This window comes from Streptomyces sp. NBC_00878 (genome assembly GCF_026341515.1).
Classification (GTDB): Bacteria; Actinomycetota; Actinomycetes; order Streptomycetales; family Streptomycetaceae; genus Streptomyces.
This window is the reverse complement of sequence record NZ_JAPEOK010000001.1, coordinates 7,770,602-7,794,451: the sequence shown is the minus strand read 5'-3', so window position 1 is coordinate 7,794,451 and position 23,850 is coordinate 7,770,602. Positions and strand designations below refer to the sequence as shown.

At 70.9% G+C, this 23,850-nt stretch carries 20 protein-coding genes, 1 other RNA gene and 4 pseudogenes; 10 read left to right on the top strand and 15 right to left on the bottom strand.

Features of this window, described 5'->3' with window-relative positions; all coding sequences use genetic code 11:
- Positions 1–16: 16 nt before the first annotated feature.
- Entirely contained in the window at positions 17–643 is a 627-nt protein-coding gene (locus OHA11_RS33800) for a GntR family transcriptional regulator (protein ID WP_266507647.1), read from the bottom strand.
- Positions 644–1,022: 379 nt separating this feature from the next.
- On the opposite strand from OHA11_RS33800, the gene OHA11_RS33795 reads away from it, so the two are divergent.
- On the top strand, positions 1,023–1,151 hold the full coding sequence (locus OHA11_RS33795) for a DUF6408 family protein (RefSeq protein WP_266502802.1): 129 nt from the start codon (positions 1,023–1,025) through the stop codon (positions 1,149–1,151).
- Positions 1,152–1,203: 52 nt separating this feature from the next.
- On the opposite strand, the gene OHA11_RS33790 is transcribed toward OHA11_RS33795, so the two are convergent.
- From OHA11_RS33790 to OHA11_RS33780, 3 genes are all read right to left on the bottom strand, one after another.
- Positions 1,204–3,321 carry a DUF2075 domain-containing protein gene (locus OHA11_RS33790; RefSeq protein WP_266507645.1) on the bottom strand — a complete coding sequence of 706 codons (2,118 nt, stop codon included), beginning with the start codon at positions 3,319–3,321 and terminating at the stop codon, positions 1,204–1,206.
- A gap of 177 nt (positions 3,322–3,498) precedes the next feature.
- Positions 3,499–5,409, bottom strand: a complete 1,911-nt coding sequence (locus OHA11_RS33785) for a DUF2075 domain-containing protein (RefSeq protein WP_266502801.1) — start codon at positions 5,407–5,409, stop codon at positions 3,499–3,501.
- Between the two features lie 569 nt (positions 5,410–5,978).
- Positions 5,979–6,140 (bottom strand): hypothetical protein, encoded by a 162-nt coding sequence (locus tag OHA11_RS33780; RefSeq protein WP_266502800.1) that lies wholly within the window; start codon positions 6,138–6,140, stop codon positions 5,979–5,981.
- A gap of 111 nt (positions 6,141–6,251) precedes the next feature.
- On the opposite strand from OHA11_RS33780, the gene OHA11_RS33775 reads away from it, so the two are divergent.
- The 3 genes and pseudogenes from OHA11_RS33775 to OHA11_RS33770 form a co-directional block, all read left to right on the top strand.
- Positions 6,252–6,419: a hypothetical protein gene (locus OHA11_RS33775; protein ID WP_266502798.1), complete on the top strand. Its 168-nt coding sequence runs from the start codon at positions 6,252–6,254 to the stop codon at positions 6,417–6,419.
- Between the two features lie 124 nt (positions 6,420–6,543).
- Positions 6,544–6,945, top strand: a pseudogene (locus OHA11_RS48580) (transposase); the annotation flags it as partial.
- Positions 6,946–7,396: 451 nt separating this feature from the next.
- Positions 7,397–7,552: pseudogene (locus OHA11_RS33770) on the top strand (phosphotyrosine protein phosphatase); the annotation flags it as partial.
- 293 nt (positions 7,553–7,845) lie between these two features.
- Here the strand turns inward: OHA11_RS33770 and rnpB are convergent.
- The 5 genes and pseudogenes from rnpB to OHA11_RS33745 all read right to left on the bottom strand — a co-directional run bounded on the left by rnpB (position 7,846) and on the right by OHA11_RS33745 (position 11,102).
- An RNA gene (rnpB, locus tag OHA11_RS33765) (RNase P RNA component class A) lies at positions 7,846–8,261 on the bottom strand.
- Positions 8,262–8,443: 182 nt separating this feature from the next.
- Positions 8,444–9,163, bottom strand: a pseudogene (locus OHA11_RS33760) (DMT family transporter); the annotation flags it as partial.
- 82 nt (positions 9,164–9,245) lie between these two features.
- Positions 9,246–10,106 carry an AraC family transcriptional regulator gene (locus OHA11_RS33755; protein ID WP_266507643.1) on the bottom strand — a complete coding sequence of 287 codons (861 nt, stop codon included), beginning with the start codon at positions 10,104–10,106 and terminating at the stop codon, positions 9,246–9,248.
- A 119-nt stretch (positions 10,107–10,225) separates the two neighbouring features.
- Complete coding sequence (locus tag OHA11_RS33750) at positions 10,226–10,735, bottom strand: TetR/AcrR family transcriptional regulator (RefSeq protein WP_266507641.1); 510 nt, start codon at positions 10,733–10,735, stop codon at positions 10,226–10,228.
- A gap of 154 nt (positions 10,736–10,889) precedes the next feature.
- Positions 10,890–11,102, bottom strand: coding sequence for a DUF4260 family protein (locus OHA11_RS33745; protein WP_266502797.1), 213 nt, complete (start codon positions 11,100–11,102; stop codon positions 10,890–10,892).
- Between the two features lie 83 nt (positions 11,103–11,185).
- On the opposite strand from OHA11_RS33745, the gene OHA11_RS33740 reads away from it, so the two are divergent.
- Positions 11,186–11,965, top strand: coding sequence for a MerR family transcriptional regulator (locus tag OHA11_RS33740; RefSeq protein ID WP_266502796.1), 780 nt, complete (start codon positions 11,186–11,188; stop codon positions 11,963–11,965).
- Complete coding sequence (locus OHA11_RS33735) at positions 11,962–12,648, top strand: hypothetical protein (protein ID WP_266502795.1); 687 nt, start codon at positions 11,962–11,964, stop codon at positions 12,646–12,648. Before OHA11_RS33740 ends, OHA11_RS33735 begins: the two co-directional genes overlap by 4 nt.
- Here OHA11_RS33735 and OHA11_RS33730 read toward each other — a convergent pair.
- The gene (locus OHA11_RS33730; protein ID WP_266502793.1) at positions 12,599–14,044 is read right to left on the bottom strand and encodes an RNB domain-containing ribonuclease; all 1,446 of its coding nucleotides are present in this window, start codon (positions 14,042–14,044) and stop codon (positions 12,599–12,601) included. The genes OHA11_RS33735 and OHA11_RS33730 overlap by 50 nt on opposite strands.
- A 121-nt stretch (positions 14,045–14,165) precedes the next feature.
- On the opposite strand from OHA11_RS33730, the gene yaaA reads away from it, so the two are divergent.
- Together yaaA and eda are read left to right on the top strand one after the other, a co-directional pair.
- Complete coding sequence (gene yaaA / locus OHA11_RS33725) at positions 14,166–14,948, top strand: peroxide stress protein YaaA (protein WP_266502792.1); 783 nt, start codon at positions 14,166–14,168, stop codon at positions 14,946–14,948.
- Positions 14,949–15,183: 235 nt separating this feature from the next.
- Positions 15,184–15,870, top strand: coding sequence for a bifunctional 4-hydroxy-2-oxoglutarate aldolase/2-dehydro-3-deoxy-phosphogluconate aldolase (gene eda, locus OHA11_RS33720; RefSeq protein WP_266502790.1), 687 nt, complete (start codon positions 15,184–15,186; stop codon positions 15,868–15,870).
- A 111-nt stretch (positions 15,871–15,981) separates the two neighbouring features.
- On the opposite strand, the gene OHA11_RS33715 is transcribed toward eda, so the two are convergent.
- From OHA11_RS33715 to OHA11_RS33705, 3 genes are all read right to left on the bottom strand, one after another.
- Positions 15,982–17,256, bottom strand: a complete 1,275-nt coding sequence (locus OHA11_RS33715; RefSeq protein ID WP_266502788.1) for a bifunctional RNase H/acid phosphatase — start codon at positions 17,254–17,256, stop codon at positions 15,982–15,984.
- A 159-nt stretch (positions 17,257–17,415) separates the two neighbouring features.
- A complete protein-coding gene (locus OHA11_RS33710) occupies positions 17,416–18,159 on the bottom strand; it encodes a zinc ribbon domain-containing protein (protein ID WP_266507639.1) in 744 nt (247 codons plus the stop codon).
- Positions 18,156–18,995 carry a Nif3-like dinuclear metal center hexameric protein gene (locus OHA11_RS33705; RefSeq protein ID WP_266502787.1) on the bottom strand — a complete coding sequence of 280 codons (840 nt, stop codon included), beginning with the start codon at positions 18,993–18,995 and terminating at the stop codon, positions 18,156–18,158. The genes OHA11_RS33710 and OHA11_RS33705 overlap by 4 nt, the downstream gene beginning before the upstream one ends.
- 325 nt (positions 18,996–19,320) lie before the next feature.
- Between OHA11_RS33705 and OHA11_RS33700 the strand changes: the two are divergent.
- Positions 19,321–20,544: pseudogene (locus OHA11_RS33700) on the top strand (hypothetical protein); the annotation flags it as partial.
- An 834-nt stretch (positions 20,545–21,378) separates the two neighbouring features.
- On the top strand, positions 21,379–21,555 hold the full coding sequence (locus tag OHA11_RS33695) for a hypothetical protein (RefSeq protein ID WP_266507892.1): 177 nt from the start codon (positions 21,379–21,381) through the stop codon (positions 21,553–21,555).
- A 122-nt stretch (positions 21,556–21,677) separates the two neighbouring features.
- On the opposite strand, the gene OHA11_RS33690 is transcribed toward OHA11_RS33695, so the two are convergent.
- Entirely contained in the window at positions 21,678–22,631 is a 954-nt protein-coding gene (locus OHA11_RS33690; RefSeq protein WP_266502786.1) for a 3-oxoacyl-ACP reductase, read from the bottom strand.
- Positions 22,632–22,706: 75 nt separating this feature from the next.
- Positions 22,707–23,792 carry a Zn-dependent alcohol dehydrogenase gene (locus tag OHA11_RS33685; RefSeq protein WP_266502784.1) on the bottom strand — a complete coding sequence of 362 codons (1,086 nt, stop codon included), beginning with the start codon at positions 23,790–23,792 and terminating at the stop codon, positions 22,707–22,709.
- Positions 23,793–23,850 lie beyond the last annotated feature (58 nt).

Genomic DNA, 23,850 nt, shown 5'->3' with positions numbered 1-23,850 from the left:
CCTCAGTGACGGGGTCTCAGCCGTCGAGAAGAACCTTGAGGGTCGACCCCAGGTGGTGGTCGATGGCCGCGCACGCGGCCCGCGCGTCACCGGCGGCGAGGGCGTCCACGATGGCCTCGTGCTCGTCGAGCACCGCCTTCTGCCGTCCCTGCTGGTTGAAGACGGCGACCACCCCGGCACGGACCTGGCGGCTGCGCAGGCCGTCGTAGTGCCGGTCCAGAAGGGTGTTGCCGACGGCCGAAACCAGGGTTGCGTGGAACCGGTGGTCCACGGCGATGAACTCCCGGGTCTCCTCGGCACCGGTGAGCGCGCGCTGCTGTTCCAGCAGGGAGCGCATCTCTTCCAGGGGGACCCGCCCGGCCGCGACGAGCCGCTCGGCCGCGTACCGCTCGACGAGGCCACGCAGCTCCATCAACTCCCGCACCTCGCGCCCCGTCAGCGGCGCCACCCGGGCACCGCGCTTGGGCACGAGCTCGACCAGGTCCTCCGCGGCAAGCAGCAGCAGCGCCTCGCGGATGGGGGTGCGAGAGACACCGATACGATCGGCGAGCTCCTGCTCCGACACGAAGGCCCCCTGCATCTCGGGGTCCGTCAGCACCGTGTCCTTGAGATACGCGTAGGCCTTCTCCCGACCGGACGCCACGGCAACCCCCAGACATCGCATACAGTTTGTATACCGACGCTACCACGGGCGTTGCCGCACGACGCTGGGCCGCCGGGCCCTGGCTGTGCTCCACACAGCCGATGTCATCGCGATCGACGACGTCCAGCCCGGCGCCATAGCGTCCGGCGCCCGGGTGGAGACACCGCGGCTTCCAAAATCGATCTGCGCCAACTGGCGCGTGCACTAACGTGGTTACCCGCTGCGCACCTTCCCGGAGGGTACGTCGGCGGTGTTCCAGGTGCCGGTCCTCGGCGATGAGCGATGAGTGGTCTCCACCGCGTGCCACACGCGGTGTGACTGCGGATGCCCGGTAGGGCGATCCCTGCCATTCCCAGCTCACGCTCAGGAGTGGAAACCGATGAACCCCGTTGAGTACACGCTTGCACGTCGTGACCGGATTCGTCAGATTCTGGTCGACGTCACGGTGGGAGTCATCACCAATCTGTTGGTGACGGTCCTTACCGTGGTAGCGCGCCTGGTCTTCTGACCGGCAGGTGGCGGGCCCGGGAGCCCGCCACTCCACGTACCGGTCCACCGTTTCAGAAAAGACGCATCTCCCCGGGCGGAGTGTCCTTCTTCTGACGCTTCCTGCGGCGGCGCCGACCTCGGCCGGGACGGGGCAGGTGTGGCTGTCGCGCCTGCTCCGGCAGGTTCTCCCAGGTGGGTCGCAGACCGTGGATCTCGACGCCGCCGACGAGCCCCTTCAGGTAGTCCCGGGTCTCCTCGTCCGTGGAGTAGAGCACGGTCGCCCGGCTCGCCCGGGTCATCAGCACGTGGTAGGCGTGCCGGACGAGGCGGGCGAACTCGTCATCGTCCACGCTCTTCGGCTTCACCTTGGGATCGAACGACCCGGGAACGGCTACCCGCTTGACGCCCGCCTCCTTGTCCGCCCTCTCCTTGCCCCGACGGAACTCCCAGCGATCACCTCGGCGCACCATGTCCTCGCCCATGATCACGCCGCACCAGTCCCACTCCAGGCCCTGCGCGGTGTACACACAGCCGATCTGGCCGAGGCCGTTCTCGTGTACGGACCAGATCTTGGAGGGCGGGACGGTCTTGTTCTCGCAGAAGGATTCGCTGTCCGCGTTCCACGGCCGGTGCCAGGCACCGATCCGGACGTCGGGTTCAAGTCGCTTCTCCTTGCCCAGGGGTTTCGTCCAGGGCCAGCAGTATCCGGCGACCATGCGCGCTGATGCTCCCGCCCCGGCCTCGGAACGGATGATCCGCTCGAGTTCCTCCGGGCTGTCCACGACCTCGACGTGCATCAGTCCGTCCGGGGTCCACAGCTCCGGCTCCGCGTCGGACACCCCCAGCGCGCCGCGCACCCAGCGGATGTAGGCGTCGCTGCCGCCGCACCGGAACTGTTCCCGCAGGCAGCTACGGACCAGGTGGGCGTCGTAGCGCCGTGCCGCGTCCTCCACGAGAGCGGCGGTGCCGACCTCCTGCGGGCGCACGGACTGACCCTCGTCGAGGAAGAACACCGTCAACCGGGAGGCGTCGAGGAGCTCGTCCACCTGAGGCTTGGTGCCCCAGTCCTCGGGTTTCCAGAAGCGGTTGGTGGAGCGGTCGCGCAGGCGGTGGGCCTCGTCGCAGATCAGCACGTCCAGCGGCGGGTCGGGCGGGGTGACGAAGTTGCTGAAGTAGGTGAAGGTCTCCTTGAACTCCCGGTCACCGAAGCCGACATGCTCCTGCAGCGCGCCGTTGAAGGCCCTGCTACCGCTCGCGTACTTGACCGTGCGGCCATCGGCCTCCAGTTCAGCCTTGAGCTGGAGACCGATGGCGCTCTTGCCCGTGCCGGCACCGCCCGTGACGAGGAACACCACCCGTCGCTCGTCGGGGAGGAGCGCGGGCCGCCGGGGATCAGGAAGCACCTTGGCGGCCGTGTCGAGGATCTGGTCCGCGACCTTCTTCTGACGACCGCGCAAGGTGAAGACCGTGTCCTCGCCGCTGGAGCGGATCATGGCGTCGAGCAGCGGGGTGTTGCGCAGGCCCATGCTCCGCAAAAGAATCTCGGCCGCAGAGTCGGCACCGTCGGCGGCGAAGCTGCTCCGCAGGTCCGACAGCAGTTGGGCACGGCGGTCATTCGTGTAGACACGGGCGTAGGAACCGGTCGGCGCGTCCACGCCGACCAGCGGGAGCACCGAGGCGTCGGTGGCGTTGTGCAGATAGGCGAAGCCGCCGCACTCGTAGTCCAGTCCGTGCAGCGGACCTCTGTCACCCGTGAACGCCTCGTAGTACTCGCGCAGTTGCAGCGCCGGATGCTTCTTCTCCCCCACACCGGGGACATGCACCAGTTCCGCGGTGGCTCGCTCCACCCGGGTCACCGTCGACCACCGTTTCAGCTCGACGAGTTGGACGGACAGCCCGTTCTCCTCGGGATGATGACCCACGAGGACGACGTCTATGAGCCGCGAGTCCCCGGCGCGGTCGGCCTCGTCGAGTGTGGCCGCACACTCGACGACCATCTCGACGTTCCCACGGTCGGCGGCGACCAGATCTTCGGCAAGATGCACCAGGCTCTCTGCCCAGGCGGAACGTTCGGTCAACGAAGCGTCGGTGCTGAGGAAGTGCTTCCACCTCGCGGCGAGATGGGGCACCATCCGGCGTCGCGAGTTCAGGTTCAGCAGATCCCGCGCTGCCAGTTTCAGCAGGAGCATGGACACGAGGTGGATCCCCCAGGGCACGAGTGACTCGTGCGGATGGGGGCATGTCCACGTGGGGAAGCCCGTCGGGCCGCAATGACGCCTGGGATCTTAGGGAAGTGACCACCCTCCCGACGCATATGACACATCGGTCGGCTGGAAGCACAGACATCATGGCCGGATATCGCGCGCTCACCGCCGCAGAAGGGGCTCCTCAATCGCGGCAGGCCGTGGCTCCGGTCGGCCGGACACCAGTTCCCGCAGCTTCTCCCGGGTCTCCGGATCGGTCGAGTACACGATCGTGCCGACCATCCCCCGCGTCAGCAGCACCTTGTACGTGTTCCGAATGAGACGGTCCACATCGGTGTCCGGTGTGGACTTCTTGAACACCGGGTCCTTGGACGCGGTGCGGTCGGTGACCCAGCGGTCGCCACGCCAGACCAGGTCCGGACCGACGATGACGCCGGACCAGTCGTACTCGAATCCCTGGGCTGTGTAGACGCAGCCGATCTGCCCGAAGCCCGCAGGGTCGGTGGCCCACAGCGCGGAAGGGGGCGCGCCGGAGACCGACCGGTCCCCGCGCAGGTTCCAAGGCCGGGCCCAGCCCCCGATGACGACGTCGGGAGGCAGTGGATCGCCGGGCTTGGGTTCGGGGGACCACCGCCAGCAGTAGCCCGCGGACATCCGGGCACCGTACTTCTCGGCGCGGCGGGCATCGAGAAACGCCTCAAGCTCTTCAGGACTGTCGGCGACCAGCAACTGCATGCGATCGTCGGGCTCCCACACGACCGGCCCGCCGGGCTCAAGGCCGAGGAGCCGGACCACCCAGCGCAGGTAGGCGTCGCTGCCTCCGCAGCGGAACTGGCTGTCCAGGGGGACGACATGGCAGTCGATGCCCCGTCTGGCCGCGGCCTCACGGATTTCGTCCACGGTGCCCATCTCACCGGGACGCACCACTTGGTGCTCGTCGAGGAAGAAGACCGGTACGTGGGCGACGTCGATGAGTTCGTCGATCTGTGCCCTGCCGGTCCGCAGTGCCGCGCGGGTGTAGCGGTTGGCGGACGTCTCCCGGATGCGGTGCGCCTCGTCGCAGATCAGAGCACCCAGGCTGTTCTTCTCCGTGGTCATGAAGCTGTTGAAGTACTTGAACAGATCCTGGACTTCCCGTTTCCGGGAGCCGGCCACCTTGCGCATCGTCTTGGTAAACGACTGCGAGCCGGTCGCGTGGACCGCGGCCACGCCCCTCCGGTAGAGCTCGCCGAGCAGTTGGAGCGCGATCACGCTCTTCCCGGTACCGGGGCCGCCGGTGACGATGACGACTTCCTTGTGGTCGGCGCGCTTCGCCCGCTCCACCGCGTTGAGCACCATGCGGTAGGCGACCTGCTGCTCGTCGAGGAGGACGAACTGCTGGCGCTCCCGCACTTCCTGGGCTGCCACGGACATCAACTGCTTCGACGGCACGGTGGCGCCCGCGAGCAATTCGTCCGCCGCACGGGCACCCGGGTGCTTGTCGCTCAGCCTCGACCGGAGGTGATCCAGGAACGCACCGCGACGCTCCCCCGTGAAGAGCCGTCCCTGCCCGTCGCGCTCGATCTCCCGCAGCCCCGTCACCCCGAACTCGGTGGCGTTGTGCAGGAAGGCCACTCCGTGGATCCGCTCGCCGTGCTCGGCCACCGCGCCGTTGAAGTTGACCAGGTAGTCGCAGTACCGCCGCACCTGCTCGATCGGGTTGAGCACGGGGTGCGCGTAGGCGTCGACAAGGCACAGGCTGGGGTCGTCCTCGTGCGGAGCCGCCTGGCTCCACTGCTTCAGCTCCACCACAACGTAGGACGGCTCCTGCGTGACCGGGTGCAAGCCGGCGAGGACGACATCGGCACGCTTGCTGTTCAGTGGTAGCGCGTACTCCAGCATGACCTCGACGTCGCCCAGGCCGGCGTCGTTGAGCGCGGCGGTCAGAAGCGGGATGCTGCGCTCCCAGGAACGCATCTCCGAGGCTCCGGGCCGATAGCCGTGCATGTGGACGAACTGCTCGGTGAGGTGCAGGAACAGCGAACCGTCGAGTGCCATGACGGCGACCGTTTTCGCGGACGCGCGGAACAGCAAGGACTTCCCCCAGGCAGCACGAAGAGACTCGTGCGGGTGGGGGCATGTCCTTCGAGACTCCACCGGAGTGGAACGGAAGCCCGTCGGGCCGCGTTGACGATGTGTCTGAGGGTACCTGGCGGTACTCACAGTCGTACGGGTGGTCACCAGTGGCGGCAGCGGACACCGTGCCCGATATCCCGATACCGGAGTGCATGACCTCGGACCTCTGGAGCCTACGCTGTCCGCCTCGGTGGCGTCCGCGTCATCTCAGCGGCTGCGGCCGACGTGGGGGCGTACCGGCCGCAAGCGAGCCTGGCCAACGCAACGGCGGCCAGGCCCCCGTCGCCCCCCTACACCGCCCGACCTGGACATCGGACCGCTGCTCTACGTGGTCTAGGACAAGGGCCACGCCTGTGTACGGCGGGTCCCGGTCCGGGAGCAATACGAATCCTTCAGAAATGGCCCTGCCCACGCGAGCGTCCCACCCTCGATCACTCGCGTCGCCAACGAAACATCGCGTGGCGCTTACCTCATCCTGCCAGCTCAGCGGCGCTCCGTGCGATACGAGGAGAGCCCACCGCAACGGATCAAGAACCCTCCGCATACATCAGGCCGCCCTCCGACTCGATCAAGTACCCGGCGGCGATCAACGCGTCGATGTCGCCAGTCAGCGCGTCCCGAATATCGGCTCCGAGCCGCGCCCACCCGAAGAAGCGAGCGACCTCCCGCAGCAGGTCCTCACGATGCACGCCCGGTCCTTCGTTAACCACGCTTCTGAGCACGAGCTGCCGCTCCGCCACGGGAACCTTCCCCGCTCGTCGGACGCACCGCTCAGTGGGCGTGCGGGCGAACTCCGTCTCGTGGCCGAGCCCGTCGAAGGCCGTACCGATGTGGACGATCTCACCCTGCCTGAGCAGGCGGCGAAGAGCATCGCCGGGCAACTCCTGCCGCTGGAGCTCGGGTTCGGCTCCGGACAGACCTGTTGGCGACGCCTGGGCCGCTGGCAGAAGACCGGAGTCTTCGAGTAGCTGCACCACATCCTGCTCGCCGAACTGCACGCGGCCGGCGAACTCGACTGGACGCGCGCGTGCGCGGACGGCTCTCACGTCCGCGCGAAAAAAAGGGGGTGCCGCAACCGGTCCGTCGCCGGTCGACCGGCGCGAGACAGGCAGCAAACACCACTTGATCTGCGACGGGCGCGGCACCCCGCTCCTGGCCATCACAACTGCCGCCAACGTCAATGGCATCACCCAAACCCTCAACCTGGTCGACGGCATCCCGCCCGTCGCCGGACGGACCGGCCGCCCACGAAGACGACCCGACTCCGTCCTGGGCGACAAGGCGTACGACTCATGCGCTGTGCGCCGTGAACTTCGGCGCCGCCGGATCCTGCCAGTGATCTCCCGCAGAGGCGCCCCGAACAACATCCCAGCTGTCACCTTCGTACGGGGCGGGCCCCGCGCGAGGTGCTGCGCGCGAGCTCAATGCCTACCAACACGGGCGGAGCAAGGCGGAAGTGATCTTGAGTTGTCGCAGCCCTCCGCGGTGCGGTAGCCGGCTGCGAGGGCTACGGCCGGGAATGAGGTGCTGCCCGAGGTCGTCGACTGGCTTCCAATGGACTCGTGGATCAGGTTGGCGAGTGCCTCGTGTCCGATCATCGGCAGGGCGCCGAGGTGCATCAGTGCGGCGCCGTCGCCGTCCAGGACGACGACGGCGCTCGGGGGGCCAGCGCGACGCCCAGGCCGGTGAGGAGACGTGGCCCATGGAGCCCTGCATGTAGAAGTTGCCGGCCGGTGTAGCCGGTGGTGGCGATGAAGGACGCGTCAGGACAGGCGTCGGTGACCACGCGGATGGCATCGCTGCTGGCCAGACCCACAGGTATAGCTGTTTCCTGGGCAACCGCCTTGCCAATGGCTGGATTGTTCCGGACGGGCTGTGGGAGATCGCGAAGCCGTTGATCTCGCCGTCGAGGGTGCGGCCGCAGGGCGGCGGAACGCAGGACTCGCCGACCTTCCCCGGCAAGAGGTACTTCGACTGGGACCTCGAAGACCCAGCCGGCAAGGGCATCGAGTCCGCACGCCCGATCCGCGACGAGATCAAGATCCGTATCGAGGCCGTGATCACCGGGATCGACGCCAAGCAGGAGGCTCGAACACCGTGACCGCGAAGGACGGTATACGCGAGGTCATCGTCATCGACTCCGGCCACGCCGGACAATACCGCGAGGGCGTCCGATGCGTTTTTGTCCGTACGCGGCAGCACTGGCTGCAGTCAACGCTTTCACGGAGCGCCCGATATGCCCCACACGCACCCTACGACTGAGACGCAGACGACAGTACTCGGAGTACATCGGCCCGTCGCGATTCGGAGACACACATAAATTCGACCTAGAATCGACCCACGCAGGTAAGGGTACGCAAAAGCTATGCCCTTACCTGCGGAAACTTAGAGCGGCAGACGAGTCAGGCTGTACGCCGGGTTCTGTCGCCGGTCGACCTCGCGGTCGGCCGGGAGACGGCCATCCATCTAGGGCCGGCGTTGCCGTCGGCCTCGTGCGGTCTACCCGCGGACTCGGGCGGGCAGCCCTCGAACGTCCGCGCAGAGCCGTCCTTCTTGCGAAGAGGCGGCTCCTCTTGACCTTGCTCCGGGTGGGGTTTACCTAGCCGCCTGAGTCACCTCAGGCGCTGGTGGTCTCTTACACCACCGTTTCACCCTTACCTGGGACCGAGGTCCCGGGCGGTTTGCTTTCTGTGGCACTGTCCCGCGGGTCACCCCGGGTGGCCGTTAGCCACCACCCTGCCCTGTGGAGCCCGGACGTTCCTCGGGAAGCACCCCCGAAGGGGACTCCACGCGGCCGTCCGCCCGGCTCGTCTGCCGTGTCGACCATGGTACCGGGCCCGCGGCCCCGCCCGGCACCGGAGCCGCCGGAGCCGGGCGGGGACGCCGGGGACGCCGGGGACGCCGGGGACGCCGGAGCCTTCGGGGTCGCCGTCGCCAGGAACGAGCCCAGCAGGATCAGGGTGAACGCCGCCACCACCCCCGCTGTCAGTTCCTCGTCCAGGAACGCCACGCCCGCCGCCACCGCCACCGCCGGGTTGACGTACGTGAAGACCACCGCCCGGGTCGGCCCGGCCTCCCGGATCAGTTCCAGGAAGACGACGAAGGCGAGCGCCGTGCAGATCACGCCCAGGCCCGCGAGCGAGGCCAGGACCGAGGCGGACGGGAGCGATGTCGGCCGGGTCAGCGCCGCTGCCGGGGCGTACACCAGCGCCGCCAGGAGCAGGCAGGGGGCTATGAGCTGCAGGGTCGGGACCGGCTTCAGGTAGCGGGCCATGATGAGTGGGGCCGTCGCGTAGCCCACCACCGTCACCAGCATCTCCGTCAGGGCGCGGGCGTTGCCGCCGTTCAGGTGCGGGGCCGTGAGGACCGCTACTCCGCCCAGGCCCAGCGCCAGGCCCGCCAGGCGGCGGGCGCTCATGCGTTCCGTGTCGCCGAAGAAGCGGGCCAGGAGGACGCCCACGATGGGTACGCCCGCGATCAGCAGGCCCGCCGTCGAGCTGGAGAGGTGGCGCTCGGCGTCGGTCAGGGTCCACCAGGGGCCGATGATCTCGATGCAGGAGAAGGCCAGCATGGGGCGCCAGTGCCCGCGTACGACTCCGGCCAGGTTTCCCTGGCGGATGGCGAAGGGCAGCAGCAGGGCCGCGCCCAGCGCGCATCGCGCGAAGACCACCATGGACGGGGACATGTCGCCGTCCACCGCCACTTTGATCATCAGGTAGGGGACGCCCCAGAGCACTCCCATCAGGGAGAAGAGAAACCAGCCGCGTGCAGTCATTCGCGCAGTCTCGGCCCGGTCAGCGGCGGGTGTCTTGAACGCTGTTGCGGTACGCCGCCGGAGTCACGCCCAGTACCCGCCGGAACCAGCGCGTCAGGTGCGCCTGGTCCGCGAAGCCGACCAGTGCGGCCGTCTCGGCGGGGCGGTGGCCCTTCTCCAGGAGGCAGCGAGCCCGGTTCACGCGGTGCTGGGCCAGCCAGGCGTACGGCGGCATCCCCGTGCTCGTACGGAAGGCTCGGAGGAGCTGGTAGCGGGACAGGTCCAGGTCTGCGGCCAGAGTCGCGAGGGAGGGTGGGGAGAGGAGTTCGTCCGTCAGGCGGGCTCGGACCGTTGCGGCTATGCGGTTCGCGCCCGGGATCGTGTCGCACACCGGGCGGGCCGAGGAGTGGCGGCGGGCCAGGGCCGTGAGCAGCCACGGTATGCGGGATTCCGTCTCCAACGGGTCGGGGCAGGCGCTCAGTTCGGTGTGGGTGAGGCGTAGGGCCGCGGCCAGTTCGGGGTCGTCGAGGACGGGGTCGCGGAAGTGCGGGATGTCGTACGTGCCTTCGGAGAGCAAGGAGATCTCGGCGTACAGGGCGCGGTAGGCGTAGCCGTCGGACGTGGCCGGGCCGCCTGTGTGCGTCTCCCCCGGGCCGAGTACGACGATCGAGCCGGGGTTCGCCTCGATCCGGCCGCCGCGGTAGTCGATGACCTCGGAGCCGCCGACGCAGACGCCGATGGTGTACTCGTCGTGGGCGTGCGGCGCGAAGCGGTGGCGGTCGAAGCGGGCGGTCAGGAGGTCGAGCGGACGGCCACGGCGGCCGAGGGTCGCCCTGGTCCAGATCGCCTGCTCGCGCCCACCCGTCCGGCCGACGGAACCGGTCCTTCTTGGCCCGGCTATCGACCTGGCTGTCTCTCCGAGCCCTGCTGTGGGCACGGCTACCTCTCCGGGCCCGACTGTCCCGCCGCTCCCACCCACCCGCTCGTGATCACCCCTTGCCCCCATGGCACCGCACCTCCTCACGGGAGCAACGCCCGCGTGCCCCTCTTCCATGCCCCGGTCAGGTCGGCGTCGTCCGGAAACCGGCCGTGGATCTCCAGGACCACCATCCCGTGGGCGAACGCCCAGGCCGCCCGGGCCAGCTCCATGTCGCCGCCGCAGGCCCGGACGAGGGGCGCGGCGGCGCGGTCCTCCAGGCCGGGCGGGAGGGAGGCGCGGGGCAGGGGGCGCTCGGTGGCCAGGCAGTAGAGGTGGGGGTGTTCGAGGGCGTACGCGCGATACGCCTCGGCGAGGGCCGGGATCGAGCCGGGGGCGTGGGCCTCGGCCTCCTCCAGGGCCGTGGCGGACTCGGCGAGCATCTGCGCGATCAACTCGACCTCGACGGCCGACTTGTCGGGGAAGTGCTTGTAGAGGGACGGGGCCTTGATACCCAGGTGGGCGGCGAGTGCACGCATGGTCAGCGCGGCGGGGCCGGACTCCTCCAGAAGCGCACGGGCCGCCGCGACGATCGAACGGGCCCGCGGCGACAGCCCACCGTCCAGCGAACGGGCCCGCGGCGGCAGCCCACCGTTCGCGGCACCCTGTCGGACAGCGCCTTGGGCGTCTTGTCGGACATCGGCTTTGGCGCCTTGCCGGGCAGCGCCCTTGGCCCCTTGCCGGTCCGCGCCTTGGCTGCCTTGCCGGTCAGTCACGCTGGAAGCCCTCCTTCGTCCGCAGCCCGTAGCCGAGGGCGCGATCGTACGAGATGTGGGCGAGCCAGCCGCACAGGGCCGCGAAGCCCGGGGCCCAGGTCACGAGCCCGAAGGCGTAGGGAGCCATGAGGGCAAGCGGGACGAGGGCTCGGTGGGCGGTGTTGTAGGACGGGACCGCGCGCGGCTGGAGCCGTCCCTTCGCCATCCGAGGCGCGTCGCCGATGCCGGCGACCCGCCGGGAAAGCCCTCGCTTGACCCTGCCGCAGCGTCAACGTTTCTACTGGGGGCATGCGGATCGGAGAACTCGCCGCGGCCGTCGGCGTCACGACGCGGACCGTCCGGCACTACCACCACCTCGGGCTGCTGCCCGAACCCGAGCGGCGCTCCAACGGCTACCGCGACTACGAGCTGCGGCACGCCGTCGTGCTCGCCCGGATCAAACGGCTGACCGAGCTGGGGCTCGGTCTCGCCGAGGTGCGGGACGCCCTCGCGGACGACGCGGGACGCGATCTCGCCGAGGTGCTCGCGGAACTCGACGACGACCTCGCGCGACAGGAAGCGGCGATCCGGGAGCGGCGGCTGCGGCTGCGCAGCCTGCTGGAGGGGGGCGACCTGCCCGCCGAGGGGCCCGTCTCCCCCGAACTGGCCGCCCTCTTCGGCGAGTTGACCCGGCATCCGGAACCGGCGATGGCCGCGAAGGACCGCGAGATGATCGCCTTCCTCGAAACGGTCGCGGCGCCGGCGGACCGTGATCGCCTGCTGTCCGCGCTGCGCGCCACCGCGGACGTGCCCGGCGCCCTGGAGCGGACGCACGAGGCGTACGCCCAGCTCGACGCGCTGGTCGGCGTCGACCCGGCCGACCCGCGCGTCGAGCAGGCCGCCCGCGCCCTCGCCGGCTGCCTCCCCGACGAGGCCCTGGAGGGCATGGGTCTCGGCCAACTCGACCTGGGCAGCCCCGAGATGACCGACTCCGGCAGCTTCTTCCGCGCTTTCCTCGACGACTTCGCTCCCGCGCAGGCCGCTGCGGTCCGCCGGACGATCCAGCTGCTCGTGGAGCGTGCGGGATGAGCGCGGCAGGGGTGGTCAGGGCCGCACGGCGGCTCGTCGCCCATGAGGTGCGGCTGCTGGCGAGCATCGGCCGGTGGGTGGCCCGGCGGCCGCACGGCGTCGAGCGGGGGCATGCCTTCGCGTACGGTCGCGGCCAGGGCGCGATGATGTTCGGCTTCGGCTTCGTGTCCGTCCTCGAAAGCGTCTGCATGGCGGTGCTCCTGCGGAACCATCCCGCCGTGCACCGGGTCGTGTTCATGCTCGACGTCTACACACTGCTCCTGATCGTCGGCATGCACGCGGCCTCCGTGACCCGCCCGCACGTGCTGGACGACACCGTCCTGCGCATCCGCCGGGCCGCCCACATCGACCTGCGCGTCCCACTCGCGGCGATCGCCTCCGTACGCCGCGAGTTGGTCACCACGCACGAGAAGCGCGACGGCCGGCTCGACCTGGCCATCGGCGCGCAGACCACGATCACACTCGAACTCTCCACCCTCGTACGGCACTTCACCTTCCTGGGCCGCCCCAAGGACGTACACCTGATCCGCTTCCACGCCGACGAACCCGAGGCGCTGGTACGGGAGATACGCGCGGCTCTGGCGCGCGTACGAGAACTCGGGCAGGAACCCACCACCGAAATCACCGCTGAACTCACGCGGGAGCGAACAGCACCTTCGCCGAGCCCGGTTCGGCCTGCATGAGCCGTACCCGCAGCCGCTCCCCCAGCGGCAGCGGCCCGGCGGCCCCCTCGCCCTTGATGCGGGCGACGACGGCCGGGGACTCCAACTGGACGGTTCCCACGGTGGGTTCGCGTTCCTGTACGTCCACGACGGTGCCGTCGAAGAGCTCGCCCACGCGGTCCTTGAGCAGCGCCGCCTCGACGATGTCGACGCACTCGCGCTCGACCGTAGCGGCCCGGCGGGTGCCCTCGGCCATCCGCTTCGGCAGGTCGTCGAGGGCGGCGAGCACCCACTCCGGCGGCTCCTGCCCGGCTGCCGCCGCCAGGCACAGTTCCGAGGCGTAGCGGTCGACCAGGCGGCGGAGCGGGGCCGTGCAGTGGGTGTAGGGCGCGGCCACGGCGGCGTGGGTGGTGATGTCCGGAGTGACGCCGTCCCGGAAGACCGTGTAGCCCGCGCCGCGCAGCAACGTCGTGCACTCCTGGAGGAACGCCGCATGGCGGGGCAGGTGCGGGTCGAGGGTACGGATCAGCTGCGCGTACGAGACGTGGTGCGGCCAGTCGATGCGCAGTGCCCGCGCGGTACGCCGCAGCCGGCCCACTGCGCCGCCCGGGGCCGCCGGGAGCGTCCGCAGCACGCCCGTGCCGTACGCGAGCATCAGCTCGGCCGCGGCCATGCCCGTGAGCAGGGAGATCTGCGCGTTCCAGCCGTCGGCGGGCAGCGGGGCGCGGTAGGCGAGTTCGTACGCGCCGTCGCGCTCGGCGATCTCCTGCTCGGGGACGTTGAGGGAGATGCCGCCGCGGGCCACTTCCCGCTGTTCTCGGAGGAGCCCGATGTCCTTGAGGAGGGCGAGGGGTTCCTCGGCGGTGCCCGCGTCGAGCCGCTTCTGCACGGACTCGTAGTCGAGCTTGGCACGGCTGCGGACGAGGGCGCGGCGGACGTCGGTGGCCGTGGGGCGGCCGTCCGCGTCCAGGTCGATCGTCCACAGGACGGCTGGGGAGGTCTGGTCGGGGAGCAGGCTTGCGGCCCCCTCGCTCAGCACCGGCGGGTGGAGGGGAATCTTCCCGTCCGGGAAGTAGAGCGTGGACACCCGGCGGTGGGCGGACGCGTCCAGGGTTCCGCCGGGTACGACGAAGGCGGCGACGTCGGCGATGGCGTACCGCACGCGGTAGCCGTCCGGGCGGCGGGAAAGGTGCATCGCCTGGTCTAGGTCGGTGGATGCCGGCGGGTCGATCGTGAAGAGGGGGATGTCCGTCGCGTCGTGGGCCGGCAGCCTCGGTTCGCGCGCGGCTCTCTCCGCCTCGGCGAGCACCTCCGGCTCGAACGCCTCGGGCACACCGAGTTCGGTACGCAGTGCGCGCAGCGCGGCCCGCAGGGGCGCCTCGGCTGCGCCGGTCACACGGATCTGGCGGCGGGGCATAGGGCGAGCGTATGGCGGGGCGGGGCGAGCGGCACCCCGTAGGCTTGCGCGCACCCCTCTCACGTATCTCACGTACCGAACACCTACCGATCCCGTACCGAATGCTCCAGGGAGAACCGCCGTGCTTGTGCTGCTGCCGCCGTCCGAAGGAAAGGCTCCCTCCGGGCGGGGCGCGCCGTTGAAGCCGGAGTCGCTGTCGTCGCCGGGGCTCGCCGGGGCGCGGCAGGCGGTCCTCGACGAACTGGTCGAACTGTGCCTGGGCGACGAGGAGAAGGCGCGCGAGGTGCTCGGGCTGAGCGAGGGCCTGCGCGGCGAGATCGCCAAGAACACGGAGCTGCGGACCGCGGGGACGCGGCCCGCCGGGGAGATCTACACGGGGGTGTTGTACGACGCCCTCGACCTGGCCTCGCTCGACACGGCCGCGAAGCGGCGGGCGACGCGCTCGCTGCTCGTCTTCTCGGGGCTGTGGGGCGCGGTCCGGGTGACGGACCGGATTCCCTCGTACCGCTGCTCGATGGGGGTGAAGCTGCCGGGCCTCGGACCGTTGGGCGCGCACTGGCGTACGGCGATGGCCTCCGTGCTGCCCGAGACGGCCGGGAAGGGGCTCGTGCTCGACCTGCGGTCCTCCTCGTACGCGACCGCGTGGAAGCCGAAGGGGGAGGTCGCGGAGCGCACGGCGAGCGTACGGGTGCTGCACGCGCCCACCCGGAAGGTGGTCAGCCACTTCAACAAGGCGACCAAGGGCCGCATCGTGCGCAGGCTCATGCAGTCCGGTGCGGTTCCTTCGGGGCCGGCGGAGCTGGTGGAGGCGCTGCGGGATCTGGGGTACGTGGTGGAGGCGACGGCTCCGGCGGGCGCGGGGCGCGCGTGGACACTGGACGTGCTGGTGGACGAGATTCACTGAGCACGCCGCATTTCGCCGAGCACGCCGCATTTCGCCGAGCGCGCCGTACTCACCGAGGCGCCCTATTTTGCCGAGCGCGCCGCATTCGCCGAGCGCGCCGCATTCACCGGGCGCGCCGCATTCACCGGGCAGGCGGGATTCACTGAGCAGGCGGGAGCGCTGAGCCTGCGAGGCGGTCGTTGCAGTGTACGCAACGGCCTTTGCGCATGTTGTGTGGTGCGGGCAGGATGACGGCATGGCCTCGTCCCCGCCCTCATCGCCGCAGCCCTCTTCGCCGCTGTCCACAGCGCCGCCGTCCTTGTCCGTACTCGAACTGGCGCCCGTCATCCCCGTGGTCGTCGTCGACGACGTCGCGGACGCCGTGCCGCTGGCCCGCGCGCTCGTCGCGGGCGGGCTGCCCGCGATCGAGGTGACGCTGCGGACGCCGGTGGCGCTCGACGCGATCCGGGCGGTCGCCGACGCGGTCCCGGCGGCGGTGGTCGGGGCGGGCACGGTCATCTCGCCGGAGCAGGTGGCGCAGTCGGTGGCCGCCGGGGCGCGCTTTCTGGTGAGCCCGGGCTGGACGGACGTACTGCTCGATGCCATGAAGGCGTCCGGGGTGCCGTTCCTGCCGGGGGTCTCGACGACGTCGGAGGTCGTGGCGCTGCTGGAGCGGGGGGTGCGCGACATGAAGTTCTTCCCGGCCCAGGCGTCGGGCGGCACGGCGTATCTGGAGGCGCTGGCGGGGCCGCTGCCGCAGGCCCGCTTCTGCCCGACCGGGGGCGTCGGTCCCGGCGTCGCGCCGGAATACCTGGCACTGCCCAACGTCCTGTGCGTGGGCGGGAGTTGGATGCTCCCGCCGGACGCGATAGCGACGCGCGACTGGGCACGGGTGGAGAAGCTGGCCCGAGATGCCGCGAGCCTGGGACCCGGCTCACACTGAGGCGTCCCTCAAGGCGCCCGGTGTCTTTGCCTTTAGGGGCGCGGGGAACTGCGCGCCCAGCCCCCACCGGCCGGCAACTCATCCACGACCCGAATGCGAGCCCCCCTCCGCTCAAGCCGAGCGCAGCGGTGACGTTCCGTTGAGAAGCCGTACGCTCGCGTTGCCGTCGGCGTAGTACGCCACCACCGAGAGCGAGGCCGCCGACAGTTCCATCCGGAACAGGGCCTCCGGCGGGGCGCCCAGGGCCAGCCGTACGAGGGTCTTGATGGGCGTGACGTGGGAGACGACGAGGACGGTGCGGCCGGTGTGCGCCGCGAGCAGTTTGTCGCGGGCCGCGGCCACGCGCCGGGCCACCGCCTCGAAACTCTCGCCGCCGCCGGTGGGTTCGGCGTCTGGGGAACTCAGCCACGCGCTCATGTCGTCCGGGTACCGCTCCCGCACCTCGGCGAAGGTCAGCCCCTCCCACGCCCCGAAGTCCGTCTCCCGCAGCCCGTCCTCGATCCGTACGTCGAGTCCGAGCCGGGCGGCCACGGTACCCGCGGTCTCGCGGCAGCGGGCCAGGGGGGACGACACGATGTCCTGTACGGTCCCGCGGGCGGCCAGTGCGGTTGCGACGCGCTCGGCCTGGTGGCGGCCCGTGTCCGACAGCGCGGGGTCGCTGCCGCCGCTTCCCGAGAACCGCTTCTGGGGGGTCAGGGGGGTCTCGCCGTGGCGCAGCAGGACGAAGGTGGTCGGCGGGCCGAGGTCTGGGGGCGGGGCCGGTGCCGCCGAGGCCAGGTTCCGTGCGGCCCTTACGTCATCAGCGTCGGGGGACCTGGCGGGAGTCGCCTGGCTGCGGGCCGTCCTTGGCTGGTCGCGCCCGCGATGGGGGTCCCCCCGTTCGAGCGAAGCCGAGAGTGGGGGAGAAGCCGAGAGTGGAGGAGGAGCCGAGAGTGGAGGAGGAGCCGCGTCTGTCACAGCCCCGCGCCCCTTAGGGGGCGCTGCTCCCGCGTCCATCGCCTCGTTCGCCAGGCGGTCCGCGTGCTGGTTCTGGGCTCGGGGGATCCACTCGTAGGTGACCTGGTCAGCGGGGAGTACCGCGCGGGCCTTGGCCGCCAGGGGGCGCATGGCGGGGTGTTTGATCTGCCAGCGGCCCGACATCTGCTCGACGACGAGCTTGGAGTCCATGCGGACCCGCACGGTGGCCGTCGGGTCCAGTTCGCGGGCCGCGCGCAGGCCCGCGATCAGGCCGCGGTACTCGGCGACGTTGTTCGTCGCGACGCCGATGTACTCCGCGGCCTCGGCCAGTGTCTCCCCCGTCGCCGCGTCGATGACGGCGGCGCCGTAGCCCGCGGGCCCCGGGTTTCCCCGGGAACCCCCGTCGGCCTCGACGATCAACTCACGCAAGCCGAAAGCTCCTTACCGCCCCTACAGACCCACCGCCCCATCGACCCACCAATCCACCGATCCACCGATCCACGGGCCCACCGGCCCAGAGGCCCAGAGGCCCTACCCGGCCTACAGACCCACAGACCCACAGACCCACAGACCCACAGACCTACAGACCTACAGACCCGACTCTGACGTACGGATCAGGATGCGGCGGCAGTTCTCGCAGCGCAGGACCGCGTCCGGGGCGGCCGCCTTCACGTCGTTCACCTCGGTGATGTTGAGCTCCAGGCGGCAGCCCTCGCAGCGGCGCTGGTAGAGGCGGGCCGCGCCGACGCCGCCCTGCTGCTCGCGGAGCTTCTCGTAGAGCTTGAGGAGGTCGGCGGGGACGGAGCCCGCGATGACCTCACGCTCCTTGGTCGCGGACGCGGCCTCGCCGTCGAGGGAGTCCTGTGCCGCGTCCCGGCGAGCCGTCGCGTCGTCGATCTTGGACTGGACGGACGAGACGCGCTCGGTCAGTTCGGCGACCCGCTCCTGCGCGGACTCGCGGCGCTCCATGATCTCCAGTACGACGTCCTCCAGGTCACCCTGGCGCTTGGCGAGGGAGGCGATCTCGCGCTGGAGGTTCTCCAGGTCCTTGGGGGACGTGACGGCGCCGGAGTCGAGGCGCTGCTGGTCGCGCGAGGCGCGCTGGCGCACCTGGTCGACGTCCTGCTCCGCCTTGGTCTGCTCGCGGGAGCAGTCGCTCTCCTCGGTCTGCGAGGCGACCAGCAGGTCGCGCAGTTGCGTGAGGTCCTTGGTCAGAGACTCGATCTCGGCGTGCTCGGGCAGCGACCTGCGCTTGTGCGCGAGCTGCTGCAGGCGGGCGTCGAGGGACTGGACGTCGAGAAGTCGGATCTGGTCGGCGGGCGCGGCGTTCAGTTGGGGGCTCCAGGTGAAGGGGAGTGGGAGTTCCACGGGTCGGTGACCGTCTTCGAGACATGGACCCGCAGGTCCCAGCCGTGACGGTCGGAAATCTCGTCGAGCTGGGCGGCGGCCAGCTCGCACCAGGGCCACTCGGTGGCCCAGTGCGCCGCGTCGAGCAGCGCGAGGGGACTGTGGGCGCGGGCTTCGGACGCCGGGTGGTGGCGCAGGTCCGCGGTGAGGAAGGCGTCCACGCCGGCGGCGCGTACGTCGGCGAAGAGGCTGTCGCCCGAGCCGCCACTGACCGCGACGGTCCGTACGAGCGACTCGGGGTCACCCGCGACGCGGATGCCCTGCGCGGTGGCGGGCAGCCGTTCGGCGGCGCGGGCGGCGAACTCGCGGACGGTCACCGGACGGTCCAGCTCGCAGACGCGGCCGAGGCCCCGGCGGCCCTCGGCGTCGGTCGGGTCGGGCACGAGGGGGCGTACGACGCGGAGGTCCAGCGCTCCGGCGAGGGCGTCGCTCACGCCCGGGTCGGCGCGGTCGGCGTTCGTGTGGGCGACGTGCAGCGCGATGTCGCTCTTGATGAGGGTGTGCACGACGCGGCCCTTGAAGGTCGAGGCCGCGACCGTCGTCGTACCGCGCAGATAGAGCGGGTGGTGGGTGACCAGCAGGTCGGCGTCCAGCTTCACCGCCTCGTCCACGATCTCCTGGACCGGGTCGACGGCGAAGAGTACGCGGGAGACCTCCTGGTCGGGGTCGCCGCAGACCGTCCCGACCGCGTCCCAGTCCTCCGCCCGGCCGGGGGGCCAGAGGGCGTCGAGCGCGGCGATGACTTCAGACAGACGGGGCACGAGCAAAAGGCTACCTGCCTTGTGTCCGTGCCCCACCGGTCGCGGGCTAGTTGACCAGCCGTGACCGCGCGACCCCGCTCCGACGGGCCGACGGCCGCCCGTGCGTCGGACCGGCCGTCCGGCCATCTGATCGACTGACCGTCCGGCCATCTGGTCGGCTGGCCGTCTCGCCGTCCGGCCGACCACCTCACTCCCCGCCCAGCACACCCGCCCCCGTTCCCTCAGGCGAATCGAAAACGGGCCACTCTTATGTGTGAAGCGGTCACCAGCCGGTCCCACGACTGTGCGTGCGAAAACTAGCTTCATGGCCGGAGGTGACCGAACGATGACGGCCTGTGCCTCCCCCGAGGTCTCGACTTCGCTCGAGCAGGGGGGAACCCCATCGTCCGCGGCGGTGAACGAGAACGAGTGGGCCGCGCGGGCAGGATGCGTGATCACCGTCGACGGGTCGTACGCGGCCCGCCTGGCCCGAAGCGGCGACTCCTGGTTCCCGGAGCGCTGGACACTGGACGGCCCCGAGCCGTACGCCGTGCCACTGCCCGGCCACCAGCCGGAGGAGCCCGGCACGGAAGTGCTGCCGATGGCGGACGGGCGGGTGCTCATCCACCGCGTCACCGGCGGACGGCACGCGTTCTCGCTGCTGTACCCGACGGGCCCGGGGACGGGCGAGGTACTGCTCGGCGCGGTGGAATGCCCGGACACGGGAACGGAATTGCGACTGCTGCCGCCCGCTCCGGCGGGAACCCGTGCGTACGCCCTTGCCGTGGGCCGGAGTTCGACCGCCGTGTGGCTGGTCACGGGCGGCGCCTTCGGGCCCGAGCACCTCGCGGAGGTACCGGGCCGCTGCTCGGGCGGGGTGTGGCTGGGCGGCGGGGACCGACTGCTCGCGCTGGACCGGGAGTTGGGCGGCCGGACCAAGACCGTGGTGGTCGATCTGGAGCGCGGGGGCGAGGTGTCGCCGCTGTTGCAGATCTCCGAGGAGAGCAACGACCGGCTGCTGCTCGCGGACGCCGACAGCGGGCTGCTCCTGATCCGCTCGGACGCGCCCTCTCCCGGTCAGGAGCGGCTCGGCTGGGGCGTGTTGGGCAGCACGCTCCCGGTGCGCTTCCCGGAGTACCTGCAACTGCCCGGCCGTTCGGTCACGCCGTTCGCGATCCAGCCGGGCCAGGTGCTGACGCCGGAGAGCTGCGCGGTGGCCCTGCGGATCGGCGGCCCCTCCGGCAGCTGGCTCGGCGTGTGGCGTCCCGCCGAGCGGCACCTCCACCAACTGCCGGGGCCCGTCGGGTGGTTGACGGGCTCGGGCCGGTGGACCAGGGACGGGGTGCTCCATCTGCCGTACGCGACGGGGGCGGTGGCGTGCGGAGTATCGCGGATGGGCGCACCCACGGGGGCGGGGGACGGGGGGCCGGGGGATCCGGACCGTACGGCTGAGGCGCGGGGGGACGCGTCACGGGGGCCGTCGGTCACGGGTCCCCCGGAGCCCTTGGAGCCCTTGGAGCCCACGGCGGCCCGCCCGGTACCGCTCCAGCAGGCCCCGCTGAGGGGACGAGGGATGGCAAGCGCGTTCGCGGGGCGCCGCAGGGCGCAGGAAGCGGGGGCGCAAGGAATGGGAGCGAGGGCGGGATCGTCAACTGGCCGGGGTGCCGGGCGAGTTGACACGGACGGCAGGGGCTGGACGGCCGTTGGAGGCACGAACACGGCGGGCACCGGGGGCGGGGGCCGTGCGAGCACCGAGGGCTGGGACCGGTCGACCGCCGAAGGCGGGGGCCGTACGAGCACCGAGGGCTGGGACCGGGCGACCGCCGAAGGCGAAGGCGCCCGTGGTGCGGCGGCGGGGGCGGCCGTCGAAGGCTCCAGTGGTGCGGGTGCGCCTGCCGGAAGCCCCCTTCACATGGTCCCGGCGGACACGGAAACCATCTGCCTCATGGCCGCCGAGGTGACCGGCCTGGCCGCCGCTGAAAGCATTCGCCCAGAAGTCCGGACGGGGACCCCGACAGCCGCCCATGAGGTGGCCGGGCCCACCCCCGACCCGACAGCCGCCCATGAGGTGGCCGGGCCCGCCCCCGACCCGACACCGCCACCAGCCCCAACCCCGCCTCCGGCCCTGGCCCCGGCCCAGGTGCAGCCGCTCCATGTGGAGCAGGTGAGCACCGAGGGTCCGCCGGCCCTCCGTGCCCTCCGCGCCTTCCAGGTGACCGCCGAAACGCCACCCCTTGCCACCCCCCTTGCCACCCCCTTTGCCACCCCCCTTGAGACGCCCCCTCCGACCCCCCGCAAAGTGACTACCGAGTAGCCCCAACCACCCCTCAGCACTGTCACACCCGCCCGTTAGACTCGCCCGCGCTGTACAGAAGGATCATGTTGACACGGGGTGATTTTCCACATGCGCGACACGAACACCATGGAGACGACGGCCACCGACCCGCGGGCGACGGTGGCCCAGGCAGCAGACGACGGTGGCCACGGCCGGCACCGGGGGCCCGTCTCCGCGCAGGAGAGCGAGGCGACCCCTCGCGGCCGGCATCGCAAGCCCGCCGAGCACGGCGACACGACGGCCTGACGACCTCAGGTCCGGATCGTCACACGGCCCCGCCCGGCACTCGCCGGGCGGGGCCGTTCCGTGCGAGCGGCGCCACAGCCGGTCACCCATGGCTGGTCACCGTAGCTGGTCACCGTAGCTGGTCACCCGTGCTTGAGTCCCAGCACCTCCGCCGCCGCGAACGTCTCCCCCGCCGGCCGGTCCGCGTAGTGCGGCGTGAGCAGCGCGTCGAGTTCGTCGTACGTGAAGGCGTCCTGCTTGGTGTCGAACTTGGCGGCCACGCGCGGCCGTTCGACGATCGCGACCATTCCGCCGTGCACGACGAGGAGCTGGCCGTTGACGTGTGCGGCGGCGGGCGAGGCCAAGTAGCCGACGAGCGGGGCGACATGCTCGGGAGCGAGCGGGTCGAGGCGGTTCCCGGACCCGTCGCCGGCCGGCTCCTGGAAGCCCGCGAAGACGTCCGCCGTCATCCGGGTCCGGGCGCGCGGGCAGATCACGTTCGCCGTGACGCCGTACTTCGCGAGTGCCAGTGCCGTCGAGGTGGTCAGTCCGACGATTCCGCCTTTCGCGGCGGCGTAGTTGGGCTGTCCCGCGGAGCCCGCGAGGAACGCCTCCGAGGAGGTGTTGACGATCCGCCCGTACACCGGCGCGTCCGCCGCCTTGGACCGGGCCCGCCAGTGCGCGGCGGCGAAGTGGGTGGTGTTGAAGTGGCCTTTCAGATGGACCCGGATCACCGAGTCCCACTCGTCCTCGGACATCGAGAAGACCATCCGGTCGCGCAGGATGCCCGCGTTGTTGACGAGGATGTCCAGCTGCCCGAACTCGGCGACCGCCAACTCGACGAGTTCCCGGGCCTGTTGGTGGTCGGACACGTCCCCGGTGTGCGCGACGGCACGGCCGCCCACCGTACGGATCTCGGCGGCGACCTCCTCGGCGGGCGCGGCGGACGCGGCGCCTGAGCCGTCCCGGCCGGGCTGTCCGAAGTCGTTGACGACGACGGCGGCGCCGAGCCGGGTGAGCTCCAGCGCCTCCGCCCGGCCCAGGCCGCGGCCCGCACCCGTGACGATCGCGGACCGGCCCTCAAGTGGCAGTGACATCAAGGTCCTTCCATCCGACGGTGACGAGAGGAGACGAGAGGAGAGGAGAGGAGAGGAGACGAGAGGATCGGGGCGTCAGATCTCGATGCACGTTCGCAGCGCCACACCCGTACGCATCTGGTCGAGCGCCTCGTTGATCTCGCTCAGCGGCACCCGGTGGGTGATCAGCCCCTCCAGGTCGATGCGTCCGGCGCGCCAGAGCGCGATGGTCCGCTCGTACGACCGCAGGACGTCCCCGCCGCCGTACATGGACGGCAGGATCCGCTTCTCGTCGAAGAACAGCTCGAACATGTTGAGCTGGAGGAAGTCGTCCATGGCGCCCGCGCCGACGACGACCAGCGTGCCGCCGCGGCGGGTGTTCTCGTACGCGGTGCGGGCGGTGGCCGAGCGGCCGACGACCTCGAAGACGTAGTCGAAGCCCTCGCCCGCGGTCACCGACTGCTTGGCGTCGGGGAGTTCGTCGGGCGAGACGGCCTTGGTGGCGCCGAATTTCAGCGCGGCCTCGCGGCGCGAGCGCACCGGGTCGACGGCGACGATCTCGGCGGCGCCCTTGAGCCGTGCGCCCTGTATCGCGGAGATGCCGACGCCTCCGCAGCCGATGACGGCGACCGACGAACCGGCCTCCACGTCGGCGGTGTTGAGGGCGGCGCCGAGTCCCGTGGTGACCCCGCAGCCGATGAGGGCGGCGATGTCGAAGGGCACGTCGTCCGGGATCGGCACGGCGCAGCCCGCGTCGACGACGACCTCCTCGGCGAAGGTCCCGGTGCCCGCGAAGCCGAACACGTCGGAAGAACTGCCGCCGGTCCGCTTGAAGTTGGGCGTGCCCGCGTTCATGAACCCGGCGAGACACAGCTCGGTCTGGCCGCGCTTGCAGGCGGGACAGGCGCCGCAGGCGGGCAGCCAGCAGACGACGACCCGGTCGCCGGGCCTGACGTTGGTGACGCCCTCGCCGACCTCCAGGATCTCGCCCGCCCCTTCGTGGCCGGGGACGAACGGCCCGGGCTGCGGCAGCACCCCGGCCATCGCGGAGAGGTCCGAGTGGCACAGGCCGGTGGCCCGCACCCGGATCCGCACCCGGCCGGGCCCGAAGCCCGTCGCCTCGACGTCGTCGAGTATCTCCAGCTTGTCCTGGCCTATCTCGTGCAGTACGGCTGCGCGCATGGTGCGGCTCCCCTCGGAAATTACGTACGACACTCAGGTGTGCCGACACTCGGGTGCG